This window comes from Bacillus sp. AM1(2019), from assembly GCF_009906915.1.
GTDB lineage: Bacteria > Bacillota > Bacilli > Bacillales > Bacillaceae > Bacillus > Bacillus velezensis.
This window is the reverse complement of the sequence record NZ_CP047644.1, coordinates 2,776,954-2,802,327: the sequence shown is the minus strand read 5'-3', so window position 1 is coordinate 2,802,327 and position 25,374 is coordinate 2,776,954. Positions and strand designations below refer to the sequence as shown.

The window sequence follows — 25,374 nt, the reverse complement described above, 5'->3', positions numbered from 1 at the left end:
GCCTGTGGAAGTCATTTCAAAGTATGCTGCCCGGCTTCTTGGCAAAACCTATACGTGTTCAACAAAAGGTGGTTGATCACACTTTGAGAACATGCCATGCAGCTGAAGGACGAACAGTATATGACGAAAACTCCGGGCGCAGTCTCGGGATGATATCGGATGTTTGTTTCTCTCTGGACGGCCGGTTTCTCGGTTTCGTGCTGGAGCAGAAACGCCTGTTTCACAACCGCCATCTTTTTTTAGAGGCAAGTGATATAAAAGAGATGGATCAAGAAGCCGTAGCTGCCGGTCATGCTCATTTGCAGCCTTTGCCGAAGAGCTGTTTCACTTTTGAACAGATTAAGATGCAGCCGGTGAAATCGCCTGATGGTGAAATGTTCGGTTTGCTGGAAGATGTATACTTTTGTTTGGACAGGGGCATAATCGTAGCATATGAACTCTCGGACGGCTTCTTTTCAGATCTGGCTGGCAGACGCCAAGTGCGCCGCGCCGCCGATACGCTTATTGAAGCGGGGAAAGAAGGCATCGTCCTGAACGGATAAGAGGTGTAGTCTGTGCTTGTATGTCCGAACTGCAAAAGTAAAGATATCGGCAAAATCGGCGTAAACCAATACTATTGCTGGGGCTGCTTCATTGAGCTGACAGTGGCCAAAGGCAAAATTGCGACACATCAAGTAGAGGAAGACGGCACGTTAAGCAGTCTTGATGATTTGTTTTCTGAAGACGAACGCAGTATCAATTTTTAAAGTTGAAAGGAGATACGCGCGATGGGCAGAACAATGACCTCTCTGTTGGCTTTAGGAGCTGGAGCCGTTATGTATCGTATGGCTTCTCAGTCCGATATGCTGAATAAAAAAGGTATGAAACGGATGAGAAGACGAGTCATGAAAATGTTTTAAGCAGAAAAAAGGATACTTCTCCGGAAGTATCCTTTTTACGTTTGTCTCGCTTCCAGCCGTCTGGCTGCGAGAGACAGGCTGTAATTGACCGCGAAATACATCAGGGCCGCCAGCAGAAAGATCGGGAAAAAATACCCTCCGTCAGCGCTTTGTCCGTTTAAGATCTGCGCGTTATGAATCAGTTCGGGCAGAGCGATGACGACCGCAAGTGACGTATCCTTTAATAAAGAAATAAACTGGCTCACAATCGGAGGAACCATACGCCTGAGCGCCTGCGGCATGACGACGAGAAAAAGAGTCTGCGTGTATGTCAGTCCTGAAGAACGCGCCGCTTCAATCTGTCCTTTGTCAACGGATTGCAAACCGCTTCTGATGATTTCTGACAGCATGGCCGATTCAAAAATCGTCAGCGCCGTGATGGCGGCCGCGGTAATTTCCAGTTTGATCCCGATTTCCGGAAGGGCAAAAAACGTAAAGAAAATGATTAATAACAGCGGCAGGTTGCGGATGGTTTCCACAATGGCCGCTATAATGCCCGAGACGATAGGAATTTTCGCATAGCGCAAAGTGCCGGCGGCAAGCCCGAAAATAAAACTCAGGACAATGGAGATCAGCGCAACATAAAGTGTGACCAAAAAGCCGTCCCATAAAAACAGCAGATGGTCAGGTGTATAGGCGCCGCTAAAATCCATGTTTTTCACTCTCCTTCTCTAATAACTCTTTCCGAGACGTCTTTCCAAATAGTGAACCCCGATGCTGAGCGGGATCGTTACTATCAAATAAAAAAGCGCGACGAAAATATAGACATCAAACACGACAAGAGTACTTGAGGAAACGAGATCCGCCTGATACATCAAATCGAGTCCCGCCACCACTCCGAGTATTGACGAGTTTTTGACAAGGTTGAGAAATTGGTTTCCGAGCGGGGGAATCACGATTTTTACGGCCTGAGGAAGAATGACGTATCTCATCGCCTGACTGTAGGTGAAGCCTGACGATCTGGCCGCTTCCATCTGCCCTTTGGAGACAGTCTGAATTCCGGCTCTGATGGCTTCTGCGATAAAGGCCGACGTGTATATCGTCAGCGCAATCGTTCCCGCCTGAAAGCCGTCCAGTCTCAGCCCGGCGTTCGGAAGTCCGAAATAAAAAACGAATGTGATGAGGAGAAGCGGGATGTTGCGGATAAATTCCACATACGCAGTGCCGATCCATTGAAGGGGTTTGAAAGCCGTGATTCTCATGACTGCGATCAGAACGCCCAGCGCAAAGCTGCCTGCCAGCGCGATGAAGCTCGCAAGCAATGTGTGCAGGAAACCGTCCATATACATATCGAAGTTTTCCGTTAAGATTGAAAAGTTCATCTATGTCACTCCTTATAAAACGGGGATGAGCATGCCTGCTCATCCCGCGGTCCTTTCTATTTTGCCGGTTCTTCTTTAATCCATTTTTTATAGATTTTTTCGTACCTGCCGTCGGCTTTCATTTTTTTCAAAGAGGCGTTGATTTCCTTGATAAGTCCGGATTGGCCTTTTTTGACGGCGATTCCGTAAGGTTCATCGGTGAAGGTTTCGCCTGTCAGCTGATATTGTTTATTTTCATCCGCCATGCCGTATAAAATCGCATTATCGGTTGTGAGCGCATCTCCCTGTCCCGCTTTTAGCGCAGTGAATGCTTCGGCGTAATTTTCAAATTCCAGCACTGAGGCGTCAGGCGCTTTTTCTCTGATGTTTTGTGAGGAAGTAGAGCCTTTTACCGCCAATACTTTTGAGCCTTTTCCCAGGTCTTCGGTGCTTTTGATGCTGCTTCCTTTTTTGACGAGCAGGGATTGCCCGGCTTCAAAATAAACATCTGAGAAATCAACTTCTTTTTTCCGCTCATCCGTTATCGTCATCGTGGCGGTGATGGCGTCGATATCGCCGTTTTGCAGCATCGGAATTCTCGTTTTTGACGTCACTTCTTTAAATTCCGCTTTCTTCTCATCCCCCAGAATATCTTTTGCGAGCTGTTTTGAGATATCGATATCGAAGCCTTCAATATCACCGGAGCTTGGGTTTTTCAGTCCGAATAACCTCGTGTCGGTTTTGACGCCGAAGATGATTTTGTCTCTGTCTTTAATAGAGGCTAACGTGTCTTTTCCCGTTCCCTTTGAATCCCCGGACGTATCTTTCCCTCCGCAGGCTGCCAGCATAAAGACGGCCAGCAGTGATATCAATCCGAATGACAACCATTTTGTTACGCGTGACATAAGCACTCCTCCGTTTCTTTTCAGTGATTTAAAATACGGCTTAAGAATAAACGCGCCCTCTCTTCACGGGGGCTTTCGTAAAATTCAGCCGGTGCAGCTTCTTCTAAGATGGCTCCGCCGTCGATAAACACGATGCGGTCCGCCACTTCTTTTGCGAATCCCATTTCATGTGTGACGACTGCCATGGTCATGCCTTCCTTTGCGAGTGTTTTCATGACATCCAGCACTTCCCCGATCATTTCCGGATCAAGCGCGGATGTGGGTTCATCAAACAGCATAATTTCGGGCTTCATCGCAAGCCCCCTGGCGATGGCGACACGCTGCTGCTGGCCGCCGGAAAGCTGTGAAGGATAAGCGTCCGCTTTTTCCGGTATACCGACTTTTTTCAAATAGTATAAGGCCGTTTCTTTTGCTTCTTCTTTTGATTGCTTAAGTACTTTGATCGGTGCGAGCATGATGTTTTGCAGAACGGTTTTGTGCGGGTACAGATGAAAATGCTGGAACACCATGCCGATATTGCGGCGGACCTTATTTATATCCGTTTTCTTGTCATGGATGGAGACGGCGTTTACCGTTAAGGCGCCTCCATCAACTGTTTCCAGCTGATTAATGCAGCGGAGAAGCGTGCTTTTTCCCGATCCTGAAGGTCCGATGATAACGACGACTTCCCCTTTTTTAATGTGCAGATTAATGTTTTTCAGCACGTGGAAATGTCCGTAGTGCTTATTTACATCCTGAAATGAAATCATGGCCATCCTCCTTAAAAAAACATGAGTCATATTGACTGGACAGTTTTTGAAATCCTTTAACACATTACGATGGTTATACAGATTTTTATGAATATTATTTAGATTATTTCGTAATTTCTGATAATTATTTCCGTCAAGAGGTCTGCGTCATAAGGCGGAGTTTATGAAACGGGAATAATTCCGGCTTTCTGTCAAAAGATAAAGCAAGAGGTGAAACGTCATGCTTCAAAAACCGCTGCAGCTCTTAATGTGGACGGCTGTATGTCTGCTCGTTTTGTTAACAGTGTATGTCTTTTGCATGCTCGATATGTTATGGTCTCCCATTTGGCTTGTTATAAAATCTCTCTTTATTCCTATATTCATCGCAGTATTTATTGCTTATCTTTTACTTCCGATTACTGAATGGCTTCATAGAAAAGGGATGCCTAGAACTTTAAGCCTGCTTCTGATTTATTGCCTGTTTTTCGGCGGAATCGGCTGGGGGGTTTATAAAGGGGTTCCTGTTTTAATTGAACAGCTGCAGGATCTTTCTGAGAGCATTCCCGGTCTTGCCAAAAACTACAACAGCATGCTGAAGCATCTGCATAATCACACGGATCATTGGCCTGACGGCATGCACCATCGAATGGACAAAATGATTCAGCAGACAGAAACGTTTCTTGCCGGCACGATTGAAAGCACGATCAGAAGCATCCGTTTCGTGCTTGATTATATCCTGATCGCGGCGACGATTCCTTTTCTCGTGTTCTATATGGTGAAGGATATAGACGTCATGAAAAAGACAGTCTGGTATTTGACGCCGAAGTCCTGGAGAAAAAGGGGGAGTGAATTTCTGCGGGATGTAGACGACTCTCTCGGTGATTACATCCGCGGTCAGCTTCTCGTTTGTTTTTTGCTCGGGCTAATAGCCGGCGTTTCATTTTGGCTGTTCGGGCTTCCTTACCCGCTGATTTTGGGCCTTGCCATCGGGATTACGAATGTCATCCCGTATTTCGGTCCGTTTATCGGCGCTGTACCGGCGCTGCTCCTTTCGCTGGCGATTTCTGCTAAAGCTGTGATCATCGTAATCGTCACGATTTTTATTCTGCAATTTATAGAAGGAAACATTTTGAGCCCGCTTATTGTCGGGCGCAGTCTCAGAATGCATCCCGTCGTGATCATGCTGGCGCTCCTTGCCGGAGGAGAGCTCGCGGGCATTCCCGGCATGATTCTCGCTGTTCCGGCGGCAGCCGTTTTAAAAGTGACGGCCATACACTTTTTGCGGATCAGGACGGAACATTGACATTCGGGTTCTGCTTGTCTATAATTTCGAGTAGAATACATACGAATCTCGAGTGACGGATATGAGTACGCCGAAGCCCTGTTTAAGAGAGAAGCTCCGATACGCTGAAAGGAGCTTCAGCAGAAGATCGGCCGAAGCTAATCCTGAGTGCAGTTAAAGGCTGCCGCAGTCCTGCGTTACGGGATGAAAGGTGACAGGCCTTTTTCGGCCTGTAATCAGGGTGGTACCGCGAGACAGCTCTCGTCCCTGTGTGAACGCATGGTTTGCATAGGGAGAGAGCTTTTTTGCTGTCGCAAAAGAGAATTTCGGGTAGTGATAAGGAGGAATATAGATGAAACACTTAACTTCTGCTGAAGTGCGTCAAATGTTTTTAGATTTCTTTAAAGAAAAAGGTCATGCCGTTGAACCGAGCGCCTCATTGGTTCCGCATGAAGATCCGTCTTTATTATGGATCAACAGCGGCGTTGCGACGCTGAAAAAATACTTTGACGGCCGCGTTGTGCCGGAGAATCCGAGAATTGTAAACGCGCAAAAATCAATCCGAACAAATGATATTGAAAATGTGGGGAAAACGGCGCGCCACCACACGTTCTTTGAGATGCTCGGAAACTTTTCAATCGGTGATTATTTTAAAGAAGAAGCGATCACGTGGGCATGGGAATTTTTAACGAGCGAAAAGTGGATCGGCTTTGATCCGGAGCTGCTGTCTGTAACGGTTCACCCTGAGGATGAAGAAGCTTATACGCTATGGGCGGAAAAAATCGGCGTTCCGGAAGAAAGAATCATCCGTCTGGAAGGGAACTTCTGGGATATCGGCGAAGGCCCGAGCGGACCGAATACGGAAATTTTCTATGACCGCGGCGAGAAATACGGCAATGACCCGTCAGATTCTGAATTGTATCCGGGCGGCGAAAATGATCGCTATCTTGAAGTATGGAACCTGGTATTCTCAGAGTTCAACCACAACCCGGACGGCACATACACACCGCTTCCGAAGAAAAACATTGATACGGGCATGGGGCTTGAACGGATGGTCTCCGTGATTCAGGATGTCCCGACAAACTTTGACACTGATTTGTTTATGCCGATTATTGAAGCAACAGAGCGCATTTCCGGAGATGCTTACGGAAAGGACGCAGTGAAGGATACGGCCTTTAAAGTGATCGCCGATCATATCAGAACGGTCGCATTTGCGGTAAGCGACGGGGCGCTGCCTTCGAACGAAGGGCGCGGGTATGTACTGAGACGCCTCTTGCGCCGGGCAGTGCGATACGCGAAAACCATCGGTATCAGCCGTCCGTTTATGTACGAGCTAGTACCGACTGTTGCAGGAATTATGGACGCTTTCTATCCGGAGGTGAAAGAAAAGCAAGAGTTTATCGCCAAAGTCATCAAAACGGAGGAAGAGCGCTTCCACGAAACATTAAACGAAGGTCTGGCCATTTTATCCGACGTGATAAAGAAAGAGAAGGAAAAAGGCAGCGGCATCATCTCCGGAAAAGACGTATTCAAACTGTACGATACGTACGGATTCCCGGTTGAATTGACGGAGGAATACGCGGAAGATGAGCAAATGACGGTTGACCATAAAGGCTTTGAAGCCGAAATGGAAAAACAGCGTGAACGGGCGAGAAATGCGCGCCAAGATGTAGGAAGCATGCAGGTTCAGGGCGGCGCATTGCGCGATATTACCGCAGAAAGCACATTTGTCGGCTACAGTGCCGTAAAAGCTGAAGCGAAGGTAATCGAGCTTCTTCATGACGGGCAATTAATCAGTGAGGCGCATGAAGGGGATACCGTCCAAATCCTTCTTGACAAAACGCCTTTCTATGCTGAAAGCGGCGGACAGATCGGTGACAGAGGAGTGCTGAGAAGCGAGCAGGCTGTCGTAACCATTAAAGACGTGAAAAAAGCTCCGAACGGTCAGCATGTACACGAAGGCACGGTGGATAGCGGCACGATTCAAAAAGGTGCAGGCGTGACGGCTGAAGTTGAAGATCAAATGAGAAGCGGCGTGGTGAAAAACCATACGGCTACCCACCTTCTGCACCAAGCGCTGAAAGACGTTCTCGGCACACATGTCAACCAAGCGGGTTCACTCGTTACCGAAAACCGTCTGCGTTTTGACTTCTCTCATTTCGGTCAAGTGACGAAAGAAGAACTTGAACGCATTGAAGGAATCGTCAACGAAAAAATCTGGGAGAGCATTCCGGTAGCGATTGATTTGAAACCGATCAATGAAGCGAAAGAAATGGGCGCGATGGCCCTGTTCGGCGAGAAATACGGCGATATCGTCCGCGTCGTACAAGTCGGAGATTACAGCCTTGAGCTTTGCGGCGGATGCCATGTCACGAATACGGCAGAAATCGGCCTGTTTAAAATCGTATCCGAATCAGGGATCGGCGCAGGGACGCGAAGAATTGAAGCCGTAACAGGAAAAGGCGCTTATCAGGAAATGAACAGCCAGCTCAGCCTTCTGCAGCACGCTGCGGACGAGCTGAAATCAAACGTAAAAGACGTACCGAAGCGAATTCAGTCTCTTCAAGCGGAGCTGAAGGAAGCGCAAAGAGAAAATGAATCATTACTCAGCAAACTCGGCAATGTGGAAGCCGGAGTCATTCTGTCTAAAGTAAAAGACATCGGCGGCGTAAAAGTGCTGGCTGAAAAAGTAAATGCGAAAGACATGAACCACCTTCGCACTATGGTGGATGATCTGAAAGCGAAGCTCGGTTCTGCGGTCATCATTCTCGGCGCCGTGCAAAATGAGAAAGTCAACCTTTCAGCAGGCGTGACGAAAGACCTGATCGAAAAAGGCCTTCATGCCGGCAAAATGGTCAAACAAGCGGCTGAAGTCTGCGGAGGCGGAGGCGGAGGCCGTCCGGACATGGCGCAGGCCGGCGGAAAGCAGCCTGAAAAATTGGAAGAGGCGCTCGCATCTGCGGAAGATTGGATAAAATCCGTTTTATAATCCTTTCAAGTAGTGTAGAATGATGATAAGATGAGGACCTCAGGCTGAACTTTGCCTGCGAATTTGGGAAAGAGGTGCAAAACGGTGAGCTCGTTTGATAAAACGATGAAATTTAATTTCTCCGATGATTCTGCTGAAACAAACGTCGAAGAAGTGCTGATTACGGTATATGATGCGCTTCAGGAAAAGGGGTACAATCCTATCAACCAGATTGTCGGATACTTGCTGTCTGGAGATCCTGCATACATTCCTAGGCATCGCGACGCCCGGAACTTAATTCGCAAACTGGAACGTGACGAATTAATCGAGGAATTGGTAAAATCCTATCTAGAACAGCATAAAGAGGCGTAAATACATTCATGAGAATATTGGGACTTGATCTTGGAACGAAAACACTCGGCGTAGCTTTAAGCGATGAAATGGGCTGGACCGCTCAAGGCATTGAGACGATAAAAATAAACGAGGCTGAAGGAGATTACGGTCTGGACCGTTTATCCGAGCTGATGAAAGACTATAATGTAGAGAAGATCGTGCTCGGTTTTCCGAAAAACATGAACGGGACGATCGGTCCGAGAGGCGAAGCCAGCCAAACATTTGCGAAACTGCTTGAAACAGCGTACAATGTCCCTGTTGTGCTGTGGGACGAGCGTCTGACGACGATGGCGGCTGAAAAAATGCTGATCGCGGCTGACGTCAGCAGGCAAAAACGAAAAAAAGTCATTGATAAAATGGCGGCTGTCATGATCCTTCAAGGATATCTGGACAGTTTAAACTAAGAGGTGAAAAAAATGGAACACGGCGAAAAACACATTACAATTGTCGATGATCAAGGCAACGAACAGCTTTGCGAAGTGCTGTTCACATTTGAAAACGACACATTCAACAAATCTTACGTACTTTATTATCCGATTGATGCTCAAGACGATGATGAAATCGAAATTCACGCTTCAAGCTTCGAACCGAACGAAAACGGTGAAGACGGCGAACTGATGCCGATTGAAACTGATGAAGAGTGGGAAATGATCGAAGAAACGCTGAACACGTTTTTAGCGGAAGAAGACGAAGAATAAAATGAACGGAAAAAGCCGGAGCGCATATGCGCTTCGGCTTTTTTTTGTAATAAATTGCCGAATGGACATGAATCATGTAGTATAAGAGCTGTTGGGAGGAAAATACTTGTATGAATATCAATCAGACTAAACATTCATTTCCGCGTAAAAACAAAAAAACGACGATAATACTGTCCTCCGTGATCGCTCTGCTTATCATCATTTGCGGTGCTTTTTTCTATGGAAAATCTTTGCTGTCTCCGGTTGACAAAGGCAGCAAAACGGCAGTCAATATTAATATTCCGAGCGGTTCTTCCGTTTCGGCAATCGCTGAAATTCTTGAGGATCAGCATGTCATCAAAAGCAAAAAAGCATTTCAGCTGTATGTGAAGTATAAAGGCGCTTCCGGGTTTCAGGCGGGATTTTACCACCTGAATAAAGGAATGGATGCGGATGCGATTATCAAAAAACTGACCGCGGGATCAACGGGATATGCCTTTCAGATATCCGTTCCTGAAGGAAAACAGCTTACACAGATTGCGGATGCGATCGCAAAAGAAACATCATATTCAAAAGAAGAGATCATGGCGAAACTGGATGACAAAACATTCATCGGCAAACTGAAGAAACAGTTTCCTGATACGATAACGGACGCACTTTCAAACAAGAAGCTCAAGCATCCGCTCGAAGGCTATCTGTATCCGGCCACATATCCGTTTAATGATCCGGATGCATCGCTTGACACGATTTTGACGGCAATGGTTCAGGAAACAAACACCCGTATCGAAACGTATAAATCTGAACTGGAAAAAAAGAAACTTTCCGTCCATAACGCGCTGACAATGGCATCGCTAATTGAAGAAGAAGCCACCGCCAAAGCCGACCGTCACAAAATCGCCAGCGTTTTTTACAACAGGCTCGAAGAAAAAATGCCGCTGCAGACTGACCCGACGGTATTATATGCGGCCGGTAAGCATAAAAGCCGGGTCTACTACAAAGACCTGAAAATTGATTCTCCGTTTAATACGTATAAACATAAGGGGCTGCCGCCGGGACCGATTGCAAATGCCGGTGATTCATCATGGGAAGCGGCTCTCCGCCCTGACAAAACGGATTATCTCTATTTCCTTGCAAAATCAAACGGCGAGGTTGTTTTCACCAAAACATTAAAAGACCATAATAAAGCGAAGGAAAAGTATATTTCCAAAAAAGACAGCGAATAAAAGGAGGGCAAAAGCTCTCCTTTTATTCCATTCTGAAAGGTTTTATGATAAAATATATCGGGTTGTTTACTTATGGATAAAGAAGTGTCTTAAGAGAGTGTCCCCGCGGATTCGTCAGGGGCACTCCTTTTTAGAACGGAGGCTGTTTGCCGTGAATGATCGGTATGAACAAATAAACGAGTATATAAACGCGATGCTGAAGCCTCGGCCTGATAAAGTGAAAAAGCTTGAAGCCTATGCAAAAGAGCACCATGTTCCGATTATGGAAGAAGCGGGCATTGAAGTGCTGCTTCAAATGCTGTCGATTCAACAGGCGAAAAACATTTTGGAAATCGGCGCGGCAATCGGATATTCCGCCATACGGATGGCGCTTGAGCTTCCGGATGCGAATATTTACACGATTGAACGGGACGACAAACGCTATGAAGAAGCTGTGAACAATATAAAAGACTTTGAAATGGAAAACCGGATTCACGTAATGCACGGGGATGCGCTGGAACTTTCTGAGTCTGTCCGTGTCACGGCTCCTTATGATGCCATTTTTATCGACGCGGCCAAAGGCCAGTACACGAACTTTTTTGAGCTCTATGAACCGATGCTTGCGCCGGATGGAGTCATTTTTACGGACAATGTTCTGTTTAAAGGGCTGGTGGCACAAAATCACTCGGACATTGAGCCGAAAAGAAGACGGAAGCTTGTTGAAAAAATTGATCAATATAACCAATGGCTGATGGACCGGCCTGACTATCAAACGGTCATACTGCCGGTCGGAGACGGCATCGCCATCAGTAAAAAGAAGAGGTGAAGGATCATGAAAAAACCTGAACTTTTGGTGACTCCGACTTCTGTACAGGATATTCTTCCGCTCATTCAAGCGGGCGCAACGGCCCTGTTAGTCGGAGAACAGAGATACGGCCTGAGACTGGCCGGTGAATTTTCAAGAGAAGATATAAAAGAAGCCGTAAAGACAGCTCATCAGGAAGGCGCGAAAGTGTACGCCGCCGTCAATGCTATTTTTCACAACGAAAAAGTGGACGAGCTGAACGGCTATCTTGCCTTTTTGCAGGAGGCCGGCGTTGATGCGGCTGTTTTCGGTGATCCGGCCGTTTTAATGGCGGCGCGTGAAGCGGCTCCCGAGCTTAAACTGCATTGGAGCACGGAAACAACGGGAACCAACTACTATTCCTGCAATTACTGGGGACGCAAAGGCGCACGGCGGGCAGTGCTGGCTAAGGAATTAAATATGGACAGCATCATTGACATAAAAGAAAACGCCGAAGTCGAAATTGAAATTCAAATCCACGGCATGACGTGCATGTTCCAATCGAAGCGTTCTTTAGTGGGCCATTACTTCGAATACCAGGGTAAAGTCATGGACATCGAACAGAAGAAAAAAGAAGCGGGAATGTTTCTGCATGACAAGGAACGGGGCAATAAATACCCGATTTTTGAAGATGAAAACGGCACGCACATCATGAGCCCGAACGATGTGTGCATGATTGATGAATTAGAGGACCTGATGGATGCCGGCATCGATTCTTTCAAAATCGACGGAGTTTTGAAGTCTCCTGAATACTTAACTGAAGTGACCCGCATGTACAGAGAAGCAATCGATTTGTGCTTCGAAAGCCGAGAGACATACGAAGAGAAAAAAGAGAGCTGGATAGAGCGGATTGAAAGCATTCAGCCTGTGAACAGAAGCATCGACACAGGATTCTTCTTTAAAGAAACGGTCTATTAAAAAGGAGGGTGCAACGGATGACAGCCGTAAATCAAACCATTTCCAAAGTCGTAAACGGAAAACGCGTCATTACGAAAAAACCTGAACTCCTTGCTCCGGCAGGAAACCTTGAAAAATTAAAAATTGCCGTTCATTACGGAGCGGACGCGGTTTTTATCGGAGGACAGGAATACGGACTCCGCTCAAATGCGGATAACTTCTCAATAGAAGAAATCGCAGAGGGCGTAGAATTTGCCAAAAAATACGGGGCAAAAATATATGTGACAACAAACATTTTCGCCCATAATGAAAATATGGACGGTCTGGAAGAATACTTAAAAGCGTTGGGTGACGCAAAAGTTGCCGGAATTATCGTCGCTGATCCGCTGATTATTGAAACATGCCGGAGAGTGGCCCCGGATGTAGAAATTCACCTCAGCACACAGCAGTCCCTTTCCAACTGGAAAGCGGTGCAGTTCTGGAAAGAAGAAGGGCTTGACCGCGTGGTGCTTGCCCGTGAAACGAGCGGACTGGAAATTAAAGAAATGAAGGAAAAGGTGGATATTGAAATTGAAACCTTTATCCACGGCGCCATGTGTATCGCTTATTCAGGCCGATGCGTGCTGAGCAATCACATGACGGCCCGGGATTCCAACCGCGGCGGCTGCTGTCAGTCCTGCCGCTGGGATTATGACCTGTATCAGACAGACGGTGCAAACGCGGTCGCGCTCTATGATGAAGAAGACGCTCCGTTTGCGATGAGCCCGAAAGATTTAAAATTGATTGAATCCATTCCGCAAATGATCGAGATGGGCATCGACAGCCTGAAAATTGAAGGCCGGATGAAATCAATTCATTACGTTGCGACGGTTGTCAGCGTGTATCGCAAAGTCATCGACGCATACTGCGCTGATCCTGAAAACTTTGTCATTCAAAAAGAATGGCTGGATGAGCTGGACAAATGTGCAAACCGGGATACCGCGCCTGCTTTCTTTGAAGGCACGCCTGGGTATGAAGAGCAGATGTTCGGTGAACACGGAAAGAAAACAACATTTGATTTTGCCGGTCTCGTGCTCGCGTATAACGAGGACACTCAAATGGTGACGCTCCAGCAGCGCAATTTCTTTAAACAAGGTGACGAAGTGGAATTTTTCGGTCCTGAAATCGACAATTTCACATTCACAATCGGCACTATTTGGGACGAAGACGGAAACGAGCTTGATGCTGCCCGCCATCCCCTGCAAATCGTTACATTTAAAGTAGACAAAAAGATTTATCCGAGCAACATGATGAGAAAGGGGAAGTAATCACCAATGGGTAAGAGTCCTGTAGTTATAGGCATCGCAGGAGGTTCCGGATCAGGAAAAACAAGCGTCACCCGTTCCATCTATGAACAGTTTAAAGGACACTCGATTTTAATGATCCAGCAAGACCTTTATTATAAAGACCAAAGCCATCTTCCGTTTGAAGAAAGGCTGAACACAAACTATGATCACCCGCTCGCATTTGATAATGACTATTTAATAGAGCATATTCAAGAGCTTTTGAATTACCGGCCGATAGAAAAGCCGATTTATGATTATAAACTGCATACGCGTTCTGAGGAAACCATTCCGGTTGAGCCGAAGGATGTCATAATTCTGGAAGGCATTCTCGTTCTCGAAGATAAAAGGCTTCGCGACCTCATGGATATGAAACTTTATGTTGACACGGACGCGGATCTCCGTATCATCAGACGGATTATGAGAGATATTAACGAAAGAGGCCGTTCAATCGATTCTGTCATTGAGCAGTATGTGTCCGTCGTCAGACCGATGCACAATCAGTTTGTTGAACCGACGAAACGCTACGCGGACATCATTATTCCGGAAGGCGGGCAAAACCACGTCGCAATCGATCTGATGGTCACGAAGATTCAAACGATCCTTGAACAAAATGCAATTTTGTAATACCATAGCATAGACATAAATAACTCAGACCATATTATGTATAGGCTGGAAGGGAATGAGACAGTTCCCTTCTTTCCCTGTTTATAAACCGAAACATTTGCAGAAAACACACATTCAGTTTAAGATAAACAGTACCTATATGGGAGAGAAGAACGAGGACTGCCCTGTGTTCTCATTCTTGATTTTTTCGTTTATGCTCTCATACATAATCACACGTTATTGTTGAGGGACAACCACCAAGGAGTGAAGGAACATGGCACAAGAAAAAGTTTTTCCGATGACTCACGAAGGAAAACAAAAACTTGAACAAGAATTAGAGCAATTGAAAACGGTTAAACGTAAAGAAGTAGTAGAACGCATTAAAATCGCAAGAAGCTTCGGAGATCTGTCAGAGAACTCTGAGTATGATTCTGCAAAAGAAGAACAGGCATTTGTGGAAGGGCGCATCACGACGCTTGAAAACATGATCCGGAATGCGAAAATCATCGAGGACGACGGCGGTTCAAATGTAGTCGGTTTGGGAAAAACCGTATCATTTATCGAATTGCCGGACGGTGAAGAAGAATCTTACACGATTGTCGGAAGCGCTGAAGCTGATCCGTTTGAAGGAAAAATTTCAAACGACTCGCCAATCGCCAAAAGCCTGCTCGGCAGAAAAGTGGACGAAGAAGTGACAGTTCAGACGCCGGGCGGAGAAATGCTCGTGAAAATTGTGAAAATTTCATAAGATCCGTTTAACAATGAAACACCTCGTCCAAAATGTGGATGAGGTGTTTTTTATGATCGTATCAAAAAGGCTGAAAACGGCCGTGATTTGTTTTCTGCTCGTGTTTTTCTTTCTGCTTGCCAGGCTGGCTGAAATTCAGCTGTTTTTTACAGAATCTTTTTCAAAATCCAATATTAATCTGATTCAGGAAAGCGTCAAGCAGCGGACGGAAGAAGTCCTTATTTCAGACGGACGCGGCTCTTTTCTTGATCGGAACGGCAAAGAACTGACCGGAAAAAAGCAGCCTGCCGTCATACTGTTTCCTTTTCTCGTGACGCAGGATTGGCCGGTTGACCGGGTATCAGACATTCTCGGAATGAAACAGGGGGAGCTCAGGCAGCTGCTCACGGAAGCAAAAAAACCGGTGATCCTGAACAGCAGAAAAATAAAACATTTGACGAAACAATCCGTGTCAAATATCAATTCTTTGAAATATCCCGGCATTTACGGCGTATATATGAAAGACAGCAAAGAAACAAACATAGCCGCTCATCTGTTGGGCGCGACAAACCAGGACCCTGAGCTTTTGAAAAAGAAATACCCCGGCAGGAAGGAACTGCCGATCACGGCAAAAATCGGGACAAGCGGGATGGAGCGGACGTTTGATGAGTTTTTACTGGCGGATCAGGACACAAAACTTTTGTATCATGTCGACGGAAGGGGAAACCCTTTATTCGGAATGGACGTCAAATATACGGCTGAAGCAAACGCGTTTTATCCGCTGCAAGTCAAAACCTCCATCGACCGCAATATTCAAAAAGCAATGGAAGATGTATTGAAAGACCGCGGGTTAAAAAAGGGGGGAGCCGTCCTTTTAGACATTGAAAAAAGCAGTGTGCTCGGAATGGTATCTAAGCCTGACGCCGACATGTCAAAGCAGCAGACATTGCAAAATTACATGCTGACGCCGATTTATCCGGGATCAGTATTTAAAACGGTGATCGCCGCAGCCGCAATAGAACAAAACGAAGTGAAGCCGGGCACATCCTTTAACTGCAATCTCAACCTGTACGGAGAGCCGGGGGATGACAAAGGCACGCTCAGTTTTGGAGAAAGCTTTGCCCAAAGCTGCAATTATACGTTTACAAGCCTTGCGGAAAAATTGATCAAAAAAGATGATTCCGTTATTGAAAACATGGCGGAAAAACTCGGTCTCACCCAGCGGGCGGGCTGGGAAGGCAAGCTGTACCGGGAAGACCGATTCAGGCAGCTGTATAATGAAAAAAGCGGGGTCATTTGGGGAGATGACAAAGACAAAACCGTAAAAAAAGCCGTCGCACAGACGGCGATCGGGCAAAAAAACGTGAAAGTCACCCCTCTTGAAGTCGCCAATATGATGGCGGCGATCGCGCGCGGCGGTGAAAAAAAACAAGTCAAAATCGCGGACAAAATTGAATACAAAAACAAAACGACGATGGCGTCATTCAAAGATCAGCAGTTAAAAGGGGAAAACATCGACAAATATACGGCGCAGCAGCTTCAAAAAATTCTCAGAGAAGTCGTCACCTCACCGAAAGGAACCGGCCGAAGGTTTCAGGACCTGCCGTATGAGATAGCAGGCAAATCGGGAACGGCCCAGACGGGAATGTTCACAAAAGAAAAACAGACGCTTTACCACAAATGGTTTGCGGGATACTTTCCCGCGGACAAGCCGAAATACGCTCTCGTGGTGCTGCACATGGACACGCCGGGGGATAAGGCTCTGACAAATACAGTGTTTTATGATATTGTTAAAAAGGTACATGAAAATGAAATAAATCAGACATAGAACAACCGCTCAGCCCATGTTAAAATATATGCTGAGCAAGAGGGATAAAGGAGTGCAGAATGATTGAGCAATAAACAATCTCGTTTTGAAAACCGTGATAAGCGCAGAAAAGCAAATATGGTGCTTAACATTTTAATTGCTATCGTATCTATTCTTATTGTCGTCGTTGCCGTCAGCCTCTTCATCAACAGTCCGTCGGGCGACGTGAGCGAAAAAGCGGACACGAGCCAGAAGCAGGAAACACCTGCATCAGGCAAGACGAAGCAGACATCGGATGAAGACATAAAAGACAGCAAAAAAGATACGGCATCAGACGATGACAAAAAAGATAAACAGGATAAGGACACATCTGATTCATCTTCAGACTCTGACAGCAAAAAAGACGATGATTCATCGAAAAGTGATGACAGCAGCAAAAAAGACTCTGATTCAAGCGATCCTTTTAAAGGCGCAAAAATAACAGAGGGCGGCTCATCAAGCGATGTCGAGAAAACAATTGTTAACCCAAAATGGAAAGCGGTCGGCACAAAGCAGACGGGAGAACATGCGGCGACGTATGACTCAAGCTCTGAAGACTGGGCCGAAATGCTTGACGCCATCTCTTACGCAACCGGCGTGTCAAAAGATCACATGACAGTGCTGTGGCTCGGAAACAATGGAAGCCCGCAAGATGCGAAGGGTAAAGTTTTAGACAAAACGAACGGCAAAAAGTATCAGGTCACCATCACTTGGAAAGACAAAAAAGGCTGGAAGCCGACAAAAGTAGAAACCTTAAAATAACCGCAAAAAAGCAGCTGAGTAATCAGCTGCTTTTTTCTGTCATACGTCAGCTGAAAAATGCACCGACGCACTGTAAAGGATTCTGCCGTCAACGGCCGTCACCTGATGGGATACGGAACGGACGCGAAGCATAATCGCCTGGTTGTTTTCAATCTGAACGTTTATTTTCTTTTCAAGCTCCTGCAAAGATGCCGCTTCGAAAAACTCTACTTTATCTTTGATTAAATCCAATTGAAAATTCATCAGTACAGATCCTCCTGATTTTTCTTCTGAGTCAATGAAAGTATAAGCCTTTCTGCCGTAATTGCGCAATAATCCCAAAGTATTTTAGTACCCTTCCATTCTTTTTTGTGATAGGATAGTAACTGTTCCATGATTAATCCATACTATACTCATAGGAATTATAAAATATGGAGAGTGAAAAATATGGGCCGTGAATTTATTCCTTTATTTGAAGATTGGGCAGCGACTTATGACGCCACAGTGCACGGGGCTGACAAACAATATGCCGCTGTTTTTAAAGGATATGACAACATTCTTGACAGCATCGTCGCACTTTCAGGTTCAAACGTTTTAGAGTTCGGACCGGGAACGGGGAATTTAACGGCGAAATTAGCCGCCGCGAACAAAAAGGTGTTTGGTGTAGAACCGTCTCCGTCAATGAGAAAACTGGCGGCTGACAAGCTTTCTGACAAAGCCGTGTTCAGTGACGGAGATTTTCTGGAGTTTCCCGCTCCGCCTTTTCAAATAGATACCATCGTCAGCTCGTACGCCTTTCATCATTTAACCGATGAAGAAAAGCGAACGGCTGTAAAGCAGTATGGCGCAATCCTTCAGAAGCATGATAAAATAGTGTTTGCCGATACAGTCTTTAAAGATCATGAAGCTTATGATGAAACCATTAAAAAAGCAATCCGAAACGGCTATCATCAATTAGCGGACGATTTAAAGACGGAACATTATCCGACACTCGGGACAATGAAAAACATCTTTTCAGAAGAGGGATTTGCCGCGCGGTTTACGCAGCAAAATGACTTTGTCTGGATAATGGAGGCGATTAAACGGTAAATCGAAGGGATTGTGTATAAATGAAACTGGCAGTCATCGGAGCAATGGAAGAGGAAGTTACGATTTTAAGAAGCAAACTGAAAGACGCAAAACAAGAGATGATCGCTCACTGTGAGTTTACAACTGGCAGCTATGAAGGCGTCGAAGTCATCTTGCTGAAATCGGGTATCGGGAAAGTCAACGCGGCGATCAGCACGACGCTTCTGCTTGACCGTTTCAAACCTGATTATGTGATTAACACAGGCTCAGCGGGCGGTTTTCATCATACATTGAATGTAGGCGACGTCGTCATCTCAACAGATGTCCGCCATCATGACGTGGATGTGACGGCGTTTGACTATGAATACGGACAGGTGCCGGGTCTTCCGGCAGCATACAAAGCTGATGAAAAGCTGATCAGCATTACTGAGGAAGCGGTTTCTGAACTGAACGGCATTCAAGTCGCCAAAGGCACAATCGCTACGGGAGATTCTTTTATGAATGATCCGAAGCGGGTTGAAGACGTACGCGCCAAATTTGCGGATTTGTACGCGGTTGAAATGGAAGCTGCGGCTGTCGCACAGGTGTGCCACCAGTTCAAAACGCCTTTTGTTGTCATCAGAGCTTTATCTGATATTGCCGGAAAAGAATCTGATGTTTCATTTGATAAATTTTTAGAACAGGCTGCCGTTCATTCAACTGAGCTTGTCCTGAATGTCATCAAACGAATTCACTAAGCGGGGGATTCTCGTTCTCCTCCGCTTTTCCAGGAGGAGGACACATATTGAACGTGATAACAGATATTACAGAACTGATCGGAAATACACCGCTGCTCCGTCTCAAGCATTTTGATATACCGGAGGGAACAGCGGTTTATGCTAAGCTTGAGATGATGAATCCGGGCGGAAGCATTAAAGACAGGCTGGGCGGGATGCTCATTGAAGATGCGCTTCGCACGGGAAAGGTGAAACCGGGCGGCGTTATCATTGAGGCGACTGCCGGAAACACCGGGATCGGACTCGCTCTGTGCGCCAGAAAGCATCAGCTTCGCGCCGTTTTTTGCGTCCCGGAGCATTTCAGCAGAGAAAAGCAGCAAATTATGAAAGCTCTCGGAGCGGACATCGTGCATACGCCGAGAGAAGAAGGCATGCAGGGAGCCATCCGAAAAGCGCTTGAACTGGAGAGAGAGATTAATAATTCTTATGCCGTTCTGCAATTTAAAAACCGAGTAAATCCATTGACTTACTACAAAACGATCGGACCCGAAATATGGAACGCGCTCGGCGGGGATATCCACGCTTTTGTTGCAGGAGCGGGTTCCGGCGGCACCTTTGCCGGTACGGCAGCTTATTTAAAGGAGAAAAATCCTGCCGTCAAAACGGTGATCGTTGAACCGGAAGGCTCGATCCTGAACGGAGGAGAGCCGCATGCCCATAAAACGGAAGGCATCGGCATGGAGTTTATCCCGGATTATATGGACGAGAACCATTTTGACGCCATTTACACGGTGGAAGACGATACGGCGTTTTCGCTTGTCAGAGAAGCGGCCGAGAAAGAAGGCCTCTTAATCGGAAGCTCTTCAGGGGCGGCTCTTTATGCAGCGCTTGAAGAAGCGAAAAAAGCGCCCGCCGGATCAAATATCGTCACCATTTTCCCTGACGGCAGCGATCGATATATAAGCAAAAACATTTTTCAAGGAGGTCAGTAAGATGAAGAAAAAAACGCTGATGGTGCACGGAGGAATTACGGGAGATGAAAAAACAGGAGCGGTTTCCGTACCGATTTATCAAGTAAGCACGTACCGGCAGCCGAAAGCGGGCGAGCACACGGGTTATGAATATTCAAGAACGGCCAATCCGACGCGGACGGCGCTTGAAAGCTTAATTGCGGAGCTTGAAGGCGGAGCGGCGGGATATGCGTTCGGCTCAGGCATGGCTGCGATTACTGCCGTCATGATGCTGTTTGACAGCGGCGATCATGTTATTTTGACGGATGATGTATACGGCGGCACTTACCGGGTGATGACAGGTGTGCTGAACCGCTTCGGCATTGAAGCGGACTTTGTTGATACGAGCAATGAAGAAAAAGTCAAAAAGGCCATTCGCCCGAATACGAAAGCCATTTATATCGAAACACCGACAAACCCGCTATTGAAAGTGACTGACCTCAAACTGATGTCTGACATCGCAAAAGAAGCGGGCGTATTGCTTATCGTCGATAATACGTTTTACACGCCGTATTTCCAGCAGCCGCTCAGCTTCGGCGCGGACATCGTGCTGCACAGCGCGACAAAATATCTCGGCGGCCACAGCGATGTCGTCGGCGGCTTAGTCGTCACGGCTGATAAAGAACTGGGCGAAAAGCTTCATTACGTGCAAAACTCAACGGGCGGCGTTTTAGGACCGCAGGATTCATGGCTTTTGATGAGAGGGATTAAAACGCTGGGACTCAGAATGGATGCCATCAATCACAGCGCCGGAAAAATCGCCGAGCTGCTTGAAGCGCATGATGCCGTTCAAACGCTCTATTATCCGGGATCTGCGAAACATCCGGGCCATGAGCTGACAAAAGCGCAAAGCTCCGGTTTCGGCGGAATGATTTCCTTTGATGTCGGCAGCAGCGAACGCGTCGACGCGTTTTTAGAAAAATTGAACCTGTTTACGATCGCGGAAAGTTTAGGAGCGGTTGAAAGCTTAATCTCCGTGCCGTCCAGAATGACGCACGCTTCGATCCCGCGCGACCGCCGGCTTGCGCTTGGCATTACCGACGGGCTCGTGCGGATCTCAGTCGGTATTGAGGATACTGAGGATTTAACGGCGGATGTGAAACAGGCGCTTGATTCACTTTTATAAAGAATGGATAGATTTACATTCTCTGTCGGCTGTCAGCTTGTATTATAATGTTGGTAGACTATAAAACTGGCAGGTGACCTTATATGGAGAAGAAAAGACTGAAATCATTAATAGAAGATTTTAAGCATTACGCATTTATTCTGCTTGCAGTCAGCACCTTCATTTATATCGGCGCGGTTCTTCCCGGACAAGGGCTGACTGCGGGCCAGAAAATGCTGATGTTTGTAACGGATTGTGTATTTTTAGCGGGCGCTTATTTCTGCGTTGACCGTTCACTTATTTATAAAAAGAGGCTGGAAGAGGCCGATGAATAAAAAAAGCCATTGTCTTTTGACAATGGCTTTTTCGTTTCTTATTCAGACGGGGTTTCGCGTAATTCTTTTCCCATTCCTTTTAAAAACTGCAGCCCGAAGCCGAGCGCGCGGTTAATATCAGGATCACCGACGGCTTTCATCAGTTCAAACATACTGACTTTCCTGTCCTCTTTTAAAAATCTTTGCGCCTGATCCGTACCGGCCATGGCGCTTTCTAAAAGTCTGCCCATAAATTCGGGATCAGCTTTTGACAGCGCGCCTCCCGCGGCCATCATCGTATTCAGGAGATTGGTGACAGGTTCCCGGGAAATCTGTCCGAGTGCGATTTTGGCAATCTCCTCTTTTGCCTGGAGCATATAGCCGGCGGCATCAAAAATGCCCAAGCTATTCAGCTCTGCCATGATGGACATCGTTTTTGCGACGGCTTCTTCATTTTCTGCGAGAAGCGTCTTCAGCTCTTCCAGTTTTTCAGCTTTCAGCTGTTCCTCTGTTTTCGTTTCTTTTTGAATTTCAGTAATTGGGCTTGCCATAATGTTTCCTCCTTTCCTTAATCAGTTAAGTGCACATAGCCCGGACGGTTCCATTTTCGCTGAGCTTCCACACCGTTTTGCGGATGACGTTTTTTGTTCCGCGGATTCGTTTTCGGAAGCGGCGGAGTATCACAGGAACCGAGCACTTCCATGCGGACTTTTGTCTGCTTATAGGCAGGTGTATGTGTCCGTGAATCATACGCAGGCCCGGTCAGGAAATTAATCGCAGAATCTTTATCTGTAGAGTTCATCGGCAGATAAAGCTCATTTGCGCGGACGCGGTCTGTCACAAGCGCGTTCAATTTAACCGCCCCAAAAGGAGAGACGAGCCGGATCATTGTTCCGTCGCAAATTCCGCGTTCAGCCGCGAGCTCCGGCGATACTTCAACAAATACATCCGGAACTTTAGACTGAATGCCTTTTGACTTGTTTGTCATGTTTCCTTCGTGGAAATGTTCAAGCATCCGTCCGTTGTTAATATGCAGGTCATATTCTTCAGGGAATACAGCAGGCTCCACCCAATCGCTCAGCGCAAAGCGGGCTTTTTTGTCCGGGAAGTTAAAGCCGTCTTCATAAAGAAGCGGAGTGCTTTCTCCCGTAAAGCTTCCCCACAGGAAGCTGTTCCAGCCGCTAAGAACGTCGTAGCTTGCTTTTCCGAACAGCGGAGAAAGGCTCGCCATTTCTGAGAAAATGTCGCTAGGATGCGTGTAATTCCAATCAGCGCCTAAACGATTGGCGACTTCCTGAATAATCCACCAGTCGGGTTTTGCATCGCCGAGTGTCGGAAGCGCCTGATACAATCTTTGCACACGACGCTCTGTGTTTGTAAATGTTCCGTCTTTTTCAAGAGATGGAACCGCAGGCAGGATGACATCCGCGTATTGCGCCGTTCTTGAAAGGAAAATATCCTGTACAACAAAGAAATCAAGGCTGGATAAAATGTCATGAACATGGTTGGCGTTTGAATCGACGAGCGCCATATCTTCACCGACGAGATACATGGCTTTCATGTTTCCTTCTTCAATCGCATGGAGCATTTCGATATTATCAAGACCCGGCTTGCCGTCAATTTCAACACCGTAAGCTTTTTCGAATTTAGCGCGTGCCGCATCATCTGTAATATGCTGATATCCCGGAAGCCAGCCTGGAAGAGTTCCCATATCGCAAGCGCCTTGAACGTTGTTATGTCCCCGCAGCGGATAGGCTCCGGCGCCCGGACGGCGGTAGTTTCCTGTGGCAAGCAGCAGGTTGGAAATCGCCGCTGATGTATCAGAGCCGCCTGTATTCTGGGTTACGCCCATGCCCCAAAGAACACAAGTGCCGTCTGCATCACGAATCATTTCGGCAATGCGGATGATCGTATCCTGAGAAAGTCCGGTGATGCGCTCCGCATATTCCAATGTGTATTTTTCCAGCGTTTCTTTATAATCATCAAAGTAGTTGACATTTTCATCAATAAACGCTTGATCGTGCCAGCCTTGGTCAATCATATATTTCGTTACTGCCATGAGCCAGACCTGGTCAGTCCCTTGTTTCGGGCTGATAAAGAGGTCGGACCGTTCAGCCATTTCATTTCTGCGCAGATCGGCAACAATCAGTTTTTGGCCGTGCAGCTTATGGGCGCGTTTCACGCGAGTGGCCAGAACCGGATGTCCTTCCGCCGGATTGGCGCCGACGATGAGCACGAGGCCCGCTTTTGCGATATCTTTAATTGTGCCGGCGTCTCCGCCCATACCGACGGTGCGGAATAAGCCGTCCGTTGCCGGTGACTGGCAGTAGCGTGAGCAGTTATCCACGTTGTTGGTTTCAAATACTTGGCGTGCCAATTTTTGAATGACGTAGTTGTCTTCATTCGTAATTTTAGAAGAAGAAATAAAACCGACAGAACCATTTCCGTGTTCGGCCTTGATCGAACCGAGTCTTGAAGCGACAAGGTCAAGGGCTTCTTCCCATGACGATTCAACAAATGCGCCGTTTTTCCGGATGAGCGGTTTTGTAATCCGTTCTTCCGAATTCACGAAGTCCCAGCCGAATTTCCCTTTCACACAAGTGGAAATCGCGTTAACCGGAGCATCGGAAACAGGCTGAATTTTAAGGATGTCACGGCCTTTTGTCCATACTTCAAAAGAGCATCCGACGCCGCAGAACGTGCAGACTGTTTTTGTTTTTTTCGTCCGTTTATCGCGCATAGCCGCTTCCACTTCAGACACGGCGAAGATGCTTGTATAGTCGGGTTCAACATTTTTTACTAAATCAATCATCGGTTCCATAACATCTTCTTTTATACCTGTCATAAATCCGGCTTGGCCGAGCATTGATTTTTCCATCAGTGCGTTACAAGGACAGACAGTGACACACTGGCCGCAGCTGACGCAGGAAGATTCATTAATGGCGACGCCTTCATCCCAAATGACCCGCGGGCGGTCGCGCTCCCAATCAATTGAAAGAGTCTCATTCACCTGAAGGTTTTGACACACTTCCACACATTGGCCGCAGGCGATGCATTGGTTCGGATCATAGCGGTAAAACGGGTGAGACATATCAACCGCGCACTTTGAATCATCTTTCGGCGTATATGGATATTTCTGATGCTCAATTCCCATCATTTCCGCTGTATTATGCAGTGTGCAGTTGCCGTTGTTGTTATCGCAAACCGTACAGTAAAGCAGGTGATTCTCGAGCAGACGGTCCATGGCCTCTGTCTGAGCCTCTTTTACCCTTCCCGACGTAAGCGAGATGGACATCCCGTTTTCTGCAGCCGTGGAACAAGAGCGCTGCAATTTCCCGTTTACTTCAACAATACAGGTGTCACATGTTTGAATCGGATCCACTTCCGGTACATGGCATATTTGCGGAATCTCAATTCCGTTTTGGTTTAAAATATCTAAAATCTTAGACCCCTCTGGTGCTTCATACTCCGTGCCGTCAATTTTGACACGGATAGACTGAACGTCTGTCACTTCCAATTCCCCTCCATCTTTTAAACTCGAAAAAAAGCCATGCACATAGATACCGGCCTCCTGTCCGGAGAACGGTATAAATACGCATGGCGGAATAGTTCACTAGCAAGTCTTACTAACAGACCAATCCTATTTGTATAAAACGATAGACTCGTAACACGTTTCCTATTACAAATCCATCTTCACTGCTTTTATTATAAGGTGATATTTATTATAATACAATACGAAAGGAAAACTTTAACCAGGTGAAATGTCACAAAGGGGAACCGGGAA

28 protein-coding genes and 1 other annotated feature are annotated in these 25,374 nt (G+C 46.7%); of the genes, 21 read left to right on the top strand and 7 right to left on the bottom strand.

The features are described 5' to 3' along the window. Positions 1–83 precede the first annotated feature (83 nt). The 3 genes from GNE05_RS13790 to GNE05_RS13780 are packed head-to-tail and all read left to right on the top strand — an operon-like array spanning position 84 to position 899. Positions 84–542 (top strand): PRC-barrel domain-containing protein, encoded by a 459-nt coding sequence (locus GNE05_RS13790; RefSeq protein ID WP_029973378.1) that lies wholly within the window; start codon positions 84–86, stop codon positions 540–542. A 12-nt stretch (positions 543–554) separates the two neighbouring features. Further along, positions 555–746: a hypothetical protein gene (locus tag GNE05_RS13785; RefSeq protein WP_003152738.1), complete on the top strand. Its 192-nt coding sequence runs from the start codon at positions 555–557 to the stop codon at positions 744–746. A gap of 21 nt (positions 747–767) precedes the next feature. Further along, positions 768–899: a YrzQ family protein gene (locus tag GNE05_RS13780; protein WP_003152741.1), complete on the top strand. Its 132-nt coding sequence runs from the start codon at positions 768–770 to the stop codon at positions 897–899. 35 nt (positions 900–934) lie between these two features. On the opposite strand, the gene GNE05_RS13775 is transcribed toward GNE05_RS13780, so the two are convergent. Genes GNE05_RS13775 through GNE05_RS13760 form a run of 4 tightly spaced genes read right to left on the bottom strand, consistent with a single transcriptional unit; the run spans position 935 to position 3,893 of the window. After that, on the bottom strand, positions 935–1,591 hold the full coding sequence (locus GNE05_RS13775) for an amino acid ABC transporter permease (protein WP_015417903.1): 657 nt from the start codon (positions 1,589–1,591) through the stop codon (positions 935–937). Positions 1,592–1,609: 18 nt separating this feature from the next. Continuing rightward, the gene (locus tag GNE05_RS13770) at positions 1,610–2,260 is read right to left on the bottom strand and encodes an amino acid ABC transporter permease (protein ID WP_007408207.1); all 651 of its coding nucleotides are present in this window, start codon (positions 2,258–2,260) and stop codon (positions 1,610–1,612) included. Between the two features lie 56 nt (positions 2,261–2,316). After that, positions 2,317–3,144, bottom strand: a complete 828-nt coding sequence (locus tag GNE05_RS13765) for a transporter substrate-binding domain-containing protein (RefSeq protein ID WP_021494374.1) — start codon at positions 3,142–3,144, stop codon at positions 2,317–2,319. Between the two features lie 20 nt (positions 3,145–3,164). Further along, the gene (locus GNE05_RS13760; protein WP_119001864.1) at positions 3,165–3,893 is read right to left on the bottom strand and encodes an amino acid ABC transporter ATP-binding protein; all 729 of its coding nucleotides are present in this window, start codon (positions 3,891–3,893) and stop codon (positions 3,165–3,167) included. A 220-nt stretch (positions 3,894–4,113) separates the two neighbouring features. On the opposite strand from GNE05_RS13760, the gene GNE05_RS13755 reads away from it, so the two are divergent. The 13 genes from GNE05_RS13755 (at position 4,114) to GNE05_RS13695 (ending at position 17,398) form a co-directional block, all read left to right on the top strand. After that, positions 4,114–5,175: an AI-2E family transporter gene (locus GNE05_RS13755; protein WP_007612803.1), complete on the top strand. Its 1,062-nt coding sequence runs from the start codon at positions 4,114–4,116 to the stop codon at positions 5,173–5,175. Between the two features lie 43 nt (positions 5,176–5,218). Further along, positions 5,219–5,426, top strand: a binding site (T-box leader). Positions 5,427–5,506: 80 nt separating this feature from the next. After that, positions 5,507–8,143, top strand: a complete 2,637-nt coding sequence (alaS, locus tag GNE05_RS13750) for an alanine--tRNA ligase (RefSeq protein ID WP_160182895.1) — start codon at positions 5,507–5,509, stop codon at positions 8,141–8,143. A gap of 84 nt (positions 8,144–8,227) precedes the next feature. Further along, positions 8,228–8,494: an IreB family regulatory phosphoprotein gene (locus GNE05_RS13745; RefSeq protein ID WP_003152749.1), complete on the top strand. Its 267-nt coding sequence runs from the start codon at positions 8,228–8,230 to the stop codon at positions 8,492–8,494. A gap of 8 nt (positions 8,495–8,502) precedes the next feature. Next, positions 8,503–8,919 (top strand): Holliday junction resolvase RuvX, encoded by a 417-nt coding sequence (gene ruvX, locus GNE05_RS13740; RefSeq protein WP_003152750.1) that lies wholly within the window; start codon positions 8,503–8,505, stop codon positions 8,917–8,919. 12 nt (positions 8,920–8,931) lie between these two features. Continuing rightward, positions 8,932–9,213, top strand: a complete 282-nt coding sequence (locus GNE05_RS13735) for a DUF1292 domain-containing protein (protein ID WP_003152751.1) — start codon at positions 8,932–8,934, stop codon at positions 9,211–9,213. A 110-nt stretch (positions 9,214–9,323) separates the two neighbouring features. Beyond that, positions 9,324–10,415 (top strand): endolytic transglycosylase MltG, encoded by a 1,092-nt coding sequence (mltG, locus tag GNE05_RS13730; protein ID WP_007408212.1) that lies wholly within the window; start codon positions 9,324–9,326, stop codon positions 10,413–10,415. 151 nt (positions 10,416–10,566) lie between these two features. Further along, on the top strand, positions 10,567–11,220 hold the full coding sequence (locus GNE05_RS13725) for an O-methyltransferase (RefSeq protein ID WP_007612793.1): 654 nt from the start codon (positions 10,567–10,569) through the stop codon (positions 11,218–11,220). A gap of 6 nt (positions 11,221–11,226) precedes the next feature. After that, positions 11,227–12,156 carry a peptidase U32 family protein gene (locus tag GNE05_RS13720; protein ID WP_007408214.1) on the top strand — a complete coding sequence of 310 codons (930 nt, stop codon included), beginning with the start codon at positions 11,227–11,229 and terminating at the stop codon, positions 12,154–12,156. Between the two features lie 17 nt (positions 12,157–12,173). Continuing rightward, positions 12,174–13,442: a peptidase U32 family protein gene (locus GNE05_RS13715; protein WP_017418217.1), complete on the top strand. Its 1,269-nt coding sequence runs from the start codon at positions 12,174–12,176 to the stop codon at positions 13,440–13,442. Between the two features lie 6 nt (positions 13,443–13,448). Then, positions 13,449–14,084 (top strand): uridine kinase, encoded by a 636-nt coding sequence (gene udk / locus GNE05_RS13710; protein WP_003152763.1) that lies wholly within the window; start codon positions 13,449–13,451, stop codon positions 14,082–14,084. Positions 14,085–14,337: 253 nt separating this feature from the next. Then, positions 14,338–14,811 (top strand): transcription elongation factor GreA, encoded by a 474-nt coding sequence (gene greA / locus GNE05_RS13705; RefSeq protein WP_003152766.1) that lies wholly within the window; start codon positions 14,338–14,340, stop codon positions 14,809–14,811. A 52-nt stretch (positions 14,812–14,863) separates the two neighbouring features. Beyond that, positions 14,864–16,618 (top strand): peptidoglycan D,D-transpeptidase FtsI family protein, encoded by a 1,755-nt coding sequence (locus GNE05_RS13700; protein WP_160182894.1) that lies wholly within the window; start codon positions 14,864–14,866, stop codon positions 16,616–16,618. Between the two features lie 63 nt (positions 16,619–16,681). Further along, positions 16,682–17,398 carry a YrrS family protein gene (locus GNE05_RS13695; protein WP_014418462.1) on the top strand — a complete coding sequence of 239 codons (717 nt, stop codon included), beginning with the start codon at positions 16,682–16,684 and terminating at the stop codon, positions 17,396–17,398. Positions 17,399–17,437: 39 nt separating this feature from the next. Here GNE05_RS13695 and GNE05_RS13690 read toward each other — a convergent pair whose 3' ends face one another. Next, positions 17,438–17,641: a YrzA family protein gene (locus GNE05_RS13690; RefSeq protein ID WP_003152771.1), complete on the bottom strand. Its 204-nt coding sequence runs from the start codon at positions 17,639–17,641 to the stop codon at positions 17,438–17,440. A 183-nt stretch (positions 17,642–17,824) separates the two neighbouring features. Between GNE05_RS13690 and GNE05_RS13685 the strand changes: the two genes are divergently transcribed. The 5 genes from GNE05_RS13685 (at position 17,825) to GNE05_RS13665 (ending at position 21,611) form a co-directional block, all read left to right on the top strand. Next, positions 17,825–18,466, top strand: coding sequence for a class I SAM-dependent methyltransferase (locus GNE05_RS13685; RefSeq protein ID WP_014418461.1), 642 nt, complete (start codon positions 17,825–17,827; stop codon positions 18,464–18,466). 20 nt (positions 18,467–18,486) lie between these two features. Next, complete coding sequence (mtnN, locus tag GNE05_RS13680) at positions 18,487–19,182, top strand: 5'-methylthioadenosine/S-adenosylhomocysteine nucleosidase (RefSeq protein WP_003152774.1); 696 nt, start codon at positions 18,487–18,489, stop codon at positions 19,180–19,182. A 47-nt stretch (positions 19,183–19,229) separates the two neighbouring features. Next, positions 19,230–20,153, top strand: a complete 924-nt coding sequence (locus GNE05_RS13675) for an O-acetylserine dependent cystathionine beta-synthase (RefSeq protein WP_015387961.1) — start codon at positions 19,230–19,232, stop codon at positions 20,151–20,153. 1 nt (position 20,154) lies between these two features. Beyond that, a complete protein-coding gene (locus GNE05_RS13670; protein ID WP_160182893.1) occupies positions 20,155–21,297 on the top strand; it encodes a bifunctional cystathionine gamma-lyase/homocysteine desulfhydrase in 1,143 nt (380 codons plus the stop codon). A gap of 83 nt (positions 21,298–21,380) precedes the next feature. Then, positions 21,381–21,611, top strand: coding sequence for a YrhC family protein (locus GNE05_RS13665; RefSeq protein WP_012118061.1), 231 nt, complete (start codon positions 21,381–21,383; stop codon positions 21,609–21,611). Positions 21,612–21,649: 38 nt separating this feature from the next. Here the strand turns inward: GNE05_RS13665 and GNE05_RS13660 are convergent, their stop codons facing one another. Next, positions 21,650–22,141 carry a helical membrane plugin domain-containing protein gene (locus GNE05_RS13660; protein ID WP_007612765.1) on the bottom strand — a complete coding sequence of 164 codons (492 nt, stop codon included), beginning with the start codon at positions 22,139–22,141 and terminating at the stop codon, positions 21,650–21,652. 17 nt (positions 22,142–22,158) lie between these two features. Continuing rightward, entirely contained in the window at positions 22,159–25,101 is a 2,943-nt protein-coding gene (fdhF, locus tag GNE05_RS13655; RefSeq protein ID WP_087920802.1) for a formate dehydrogenase subunit alpha, read from the bottom strand. Positions 25,102–25,374 lie beyond the last annotated feature (273 nt).

Coding starts and splice junctions, on each gene's coding strand:
- GNE05_RS13670 (WP_160182893.1), top strand. CDS start 20,155: ATGAAGAAAAAAACGCTGATGGTGCACGGAGGAATTACGGGAGATGAA.
- GNE05_RS13735 (WP_003152751.1), top strand. CDS start 8,932: ATGGAACACGGCGAAAAACACATTACAATTGTCGATGATCAAGGCAAC.
- GNE05_RS13660 (WP_007612765.1), bottom strand. CDS start 22,141: ATGGCAAGCCCAATTACTGAAATTCAAAAAGAAACGAAAACAGAGGAA.
- GNE05_RS13780 (WP_003152741.1), top strand. CDS start 768: ATGGGCAGAACAATGACCTCTCTGTTGGCTTTAGGAGCTGGAGCCGTT.
- ruvX (WP_003152750.1), top strand. CDS start 8,503: ATGAGAATATTGGGACTTGATCTTGGAACGAAAACACTCGGCGTAGCT.
- GNE05_RS13700 (WP_160182894.1), top strand. CDS start 14,864: ATGATCGTATCAAAAAGGCTGAAAACGGCCGTGATTTGTTTTCTGCTC.
- GNE05_RS13685 (WP_014418461.1), top strand. CDS start 17,825: ATGGGCCGTGAATTTATTCCTTTATTTGAAGATTGGGCAGCGACTTAT.
- mtnN (WP_003152774.1), top strand. CDS start 18,487: ATGAAACTGGCAGTCATCGGAGCAATGGAAGAGGAAGTTACGATTTTA.
- GNE05_RS13760 (WP_119001864.1), bottom strand. CDS start 3,893: ATGATTTCATTTCAGGATGTAAATAAGCACTACGGACATTTCCACGTG.
- GNE05_RS13770 (WP_007408207.1), bottom strand. CDS start 2,260: ATGAACTTTTCAATCTTAACGGAAAACTTCGATATGTATATGGACGGT.
- GNE05_RS13690 (WP_003152771.1), bottom strand. CDS start 17,641: ATGAATTTTCAATTGGATTTAATCAAAGATAAAGTAGAGTTTTTCGAA.
- udk (WP_003152763.1), top strand. CDS start 13,449: ATGGGTAAGAGTCCTGTAGTTATAGGCATCGCAGGAGGTTCCGGATCA.
- GNE05_RS13720 (WP_007408214.1), top strand. CDS start 11,227: ATGAAAAAACCTGAACTTTTGGTGACTCCGACTTCTGTACAGGATATT.
- GNE05_RS13755 (WP_007612803.1), top strand. CDS start 4,114: ATGCTTCAAAAACCGCTGCAGCTCTTAATGTGGACGGCTGTATGTCTG.
- GNE05_RS13775 (WP_015417903.1), bottom strand. CDS start 1,591: ATGGATTTTAGCGGCGCCTATACACCTGACCATCTGCTGTTTTTATGG.
- GNE05_RS13665 (WP_012118061.1), top strand. CDS start 21,381: ATGGAGAAGAAAAGACTGAAATCATTAATAGAAGATTTTAAGCATTAC.
- GNE05_RS13715 (WP_017418217.1), top strand. CDS start 12,174: ATGACAGCCGTAAATCAAACCATTTCCAAAGTCGTAAACGGAAAACGC.
- alaS (WP_160182895.1), top strand. CDS start 5,507: ATGAAACACTTAACTTCTGCTGAAGTGCGTCAAATGTTTTTAGATTTC.
- greA (WP_003152766.1), top strand. CDS start 14,338: ATGGCACAAGAAAAAGTTTTTCCGATGACTCACGAAGGAAAACAAAAA.
- GNE05_RS13765 (WP_021494374.1), bottom strand. CDS start 3,144: ATGTCACGCGTAACAAAATGGTTGTCATTCGGATTGATATCACTGCTG.
- mltG (WP_007408212.1), top strand. CDS start 9,324: ATGAATATCAATCAGACTAAACATTCATTTCCGCGTAAAAACAAAAAA.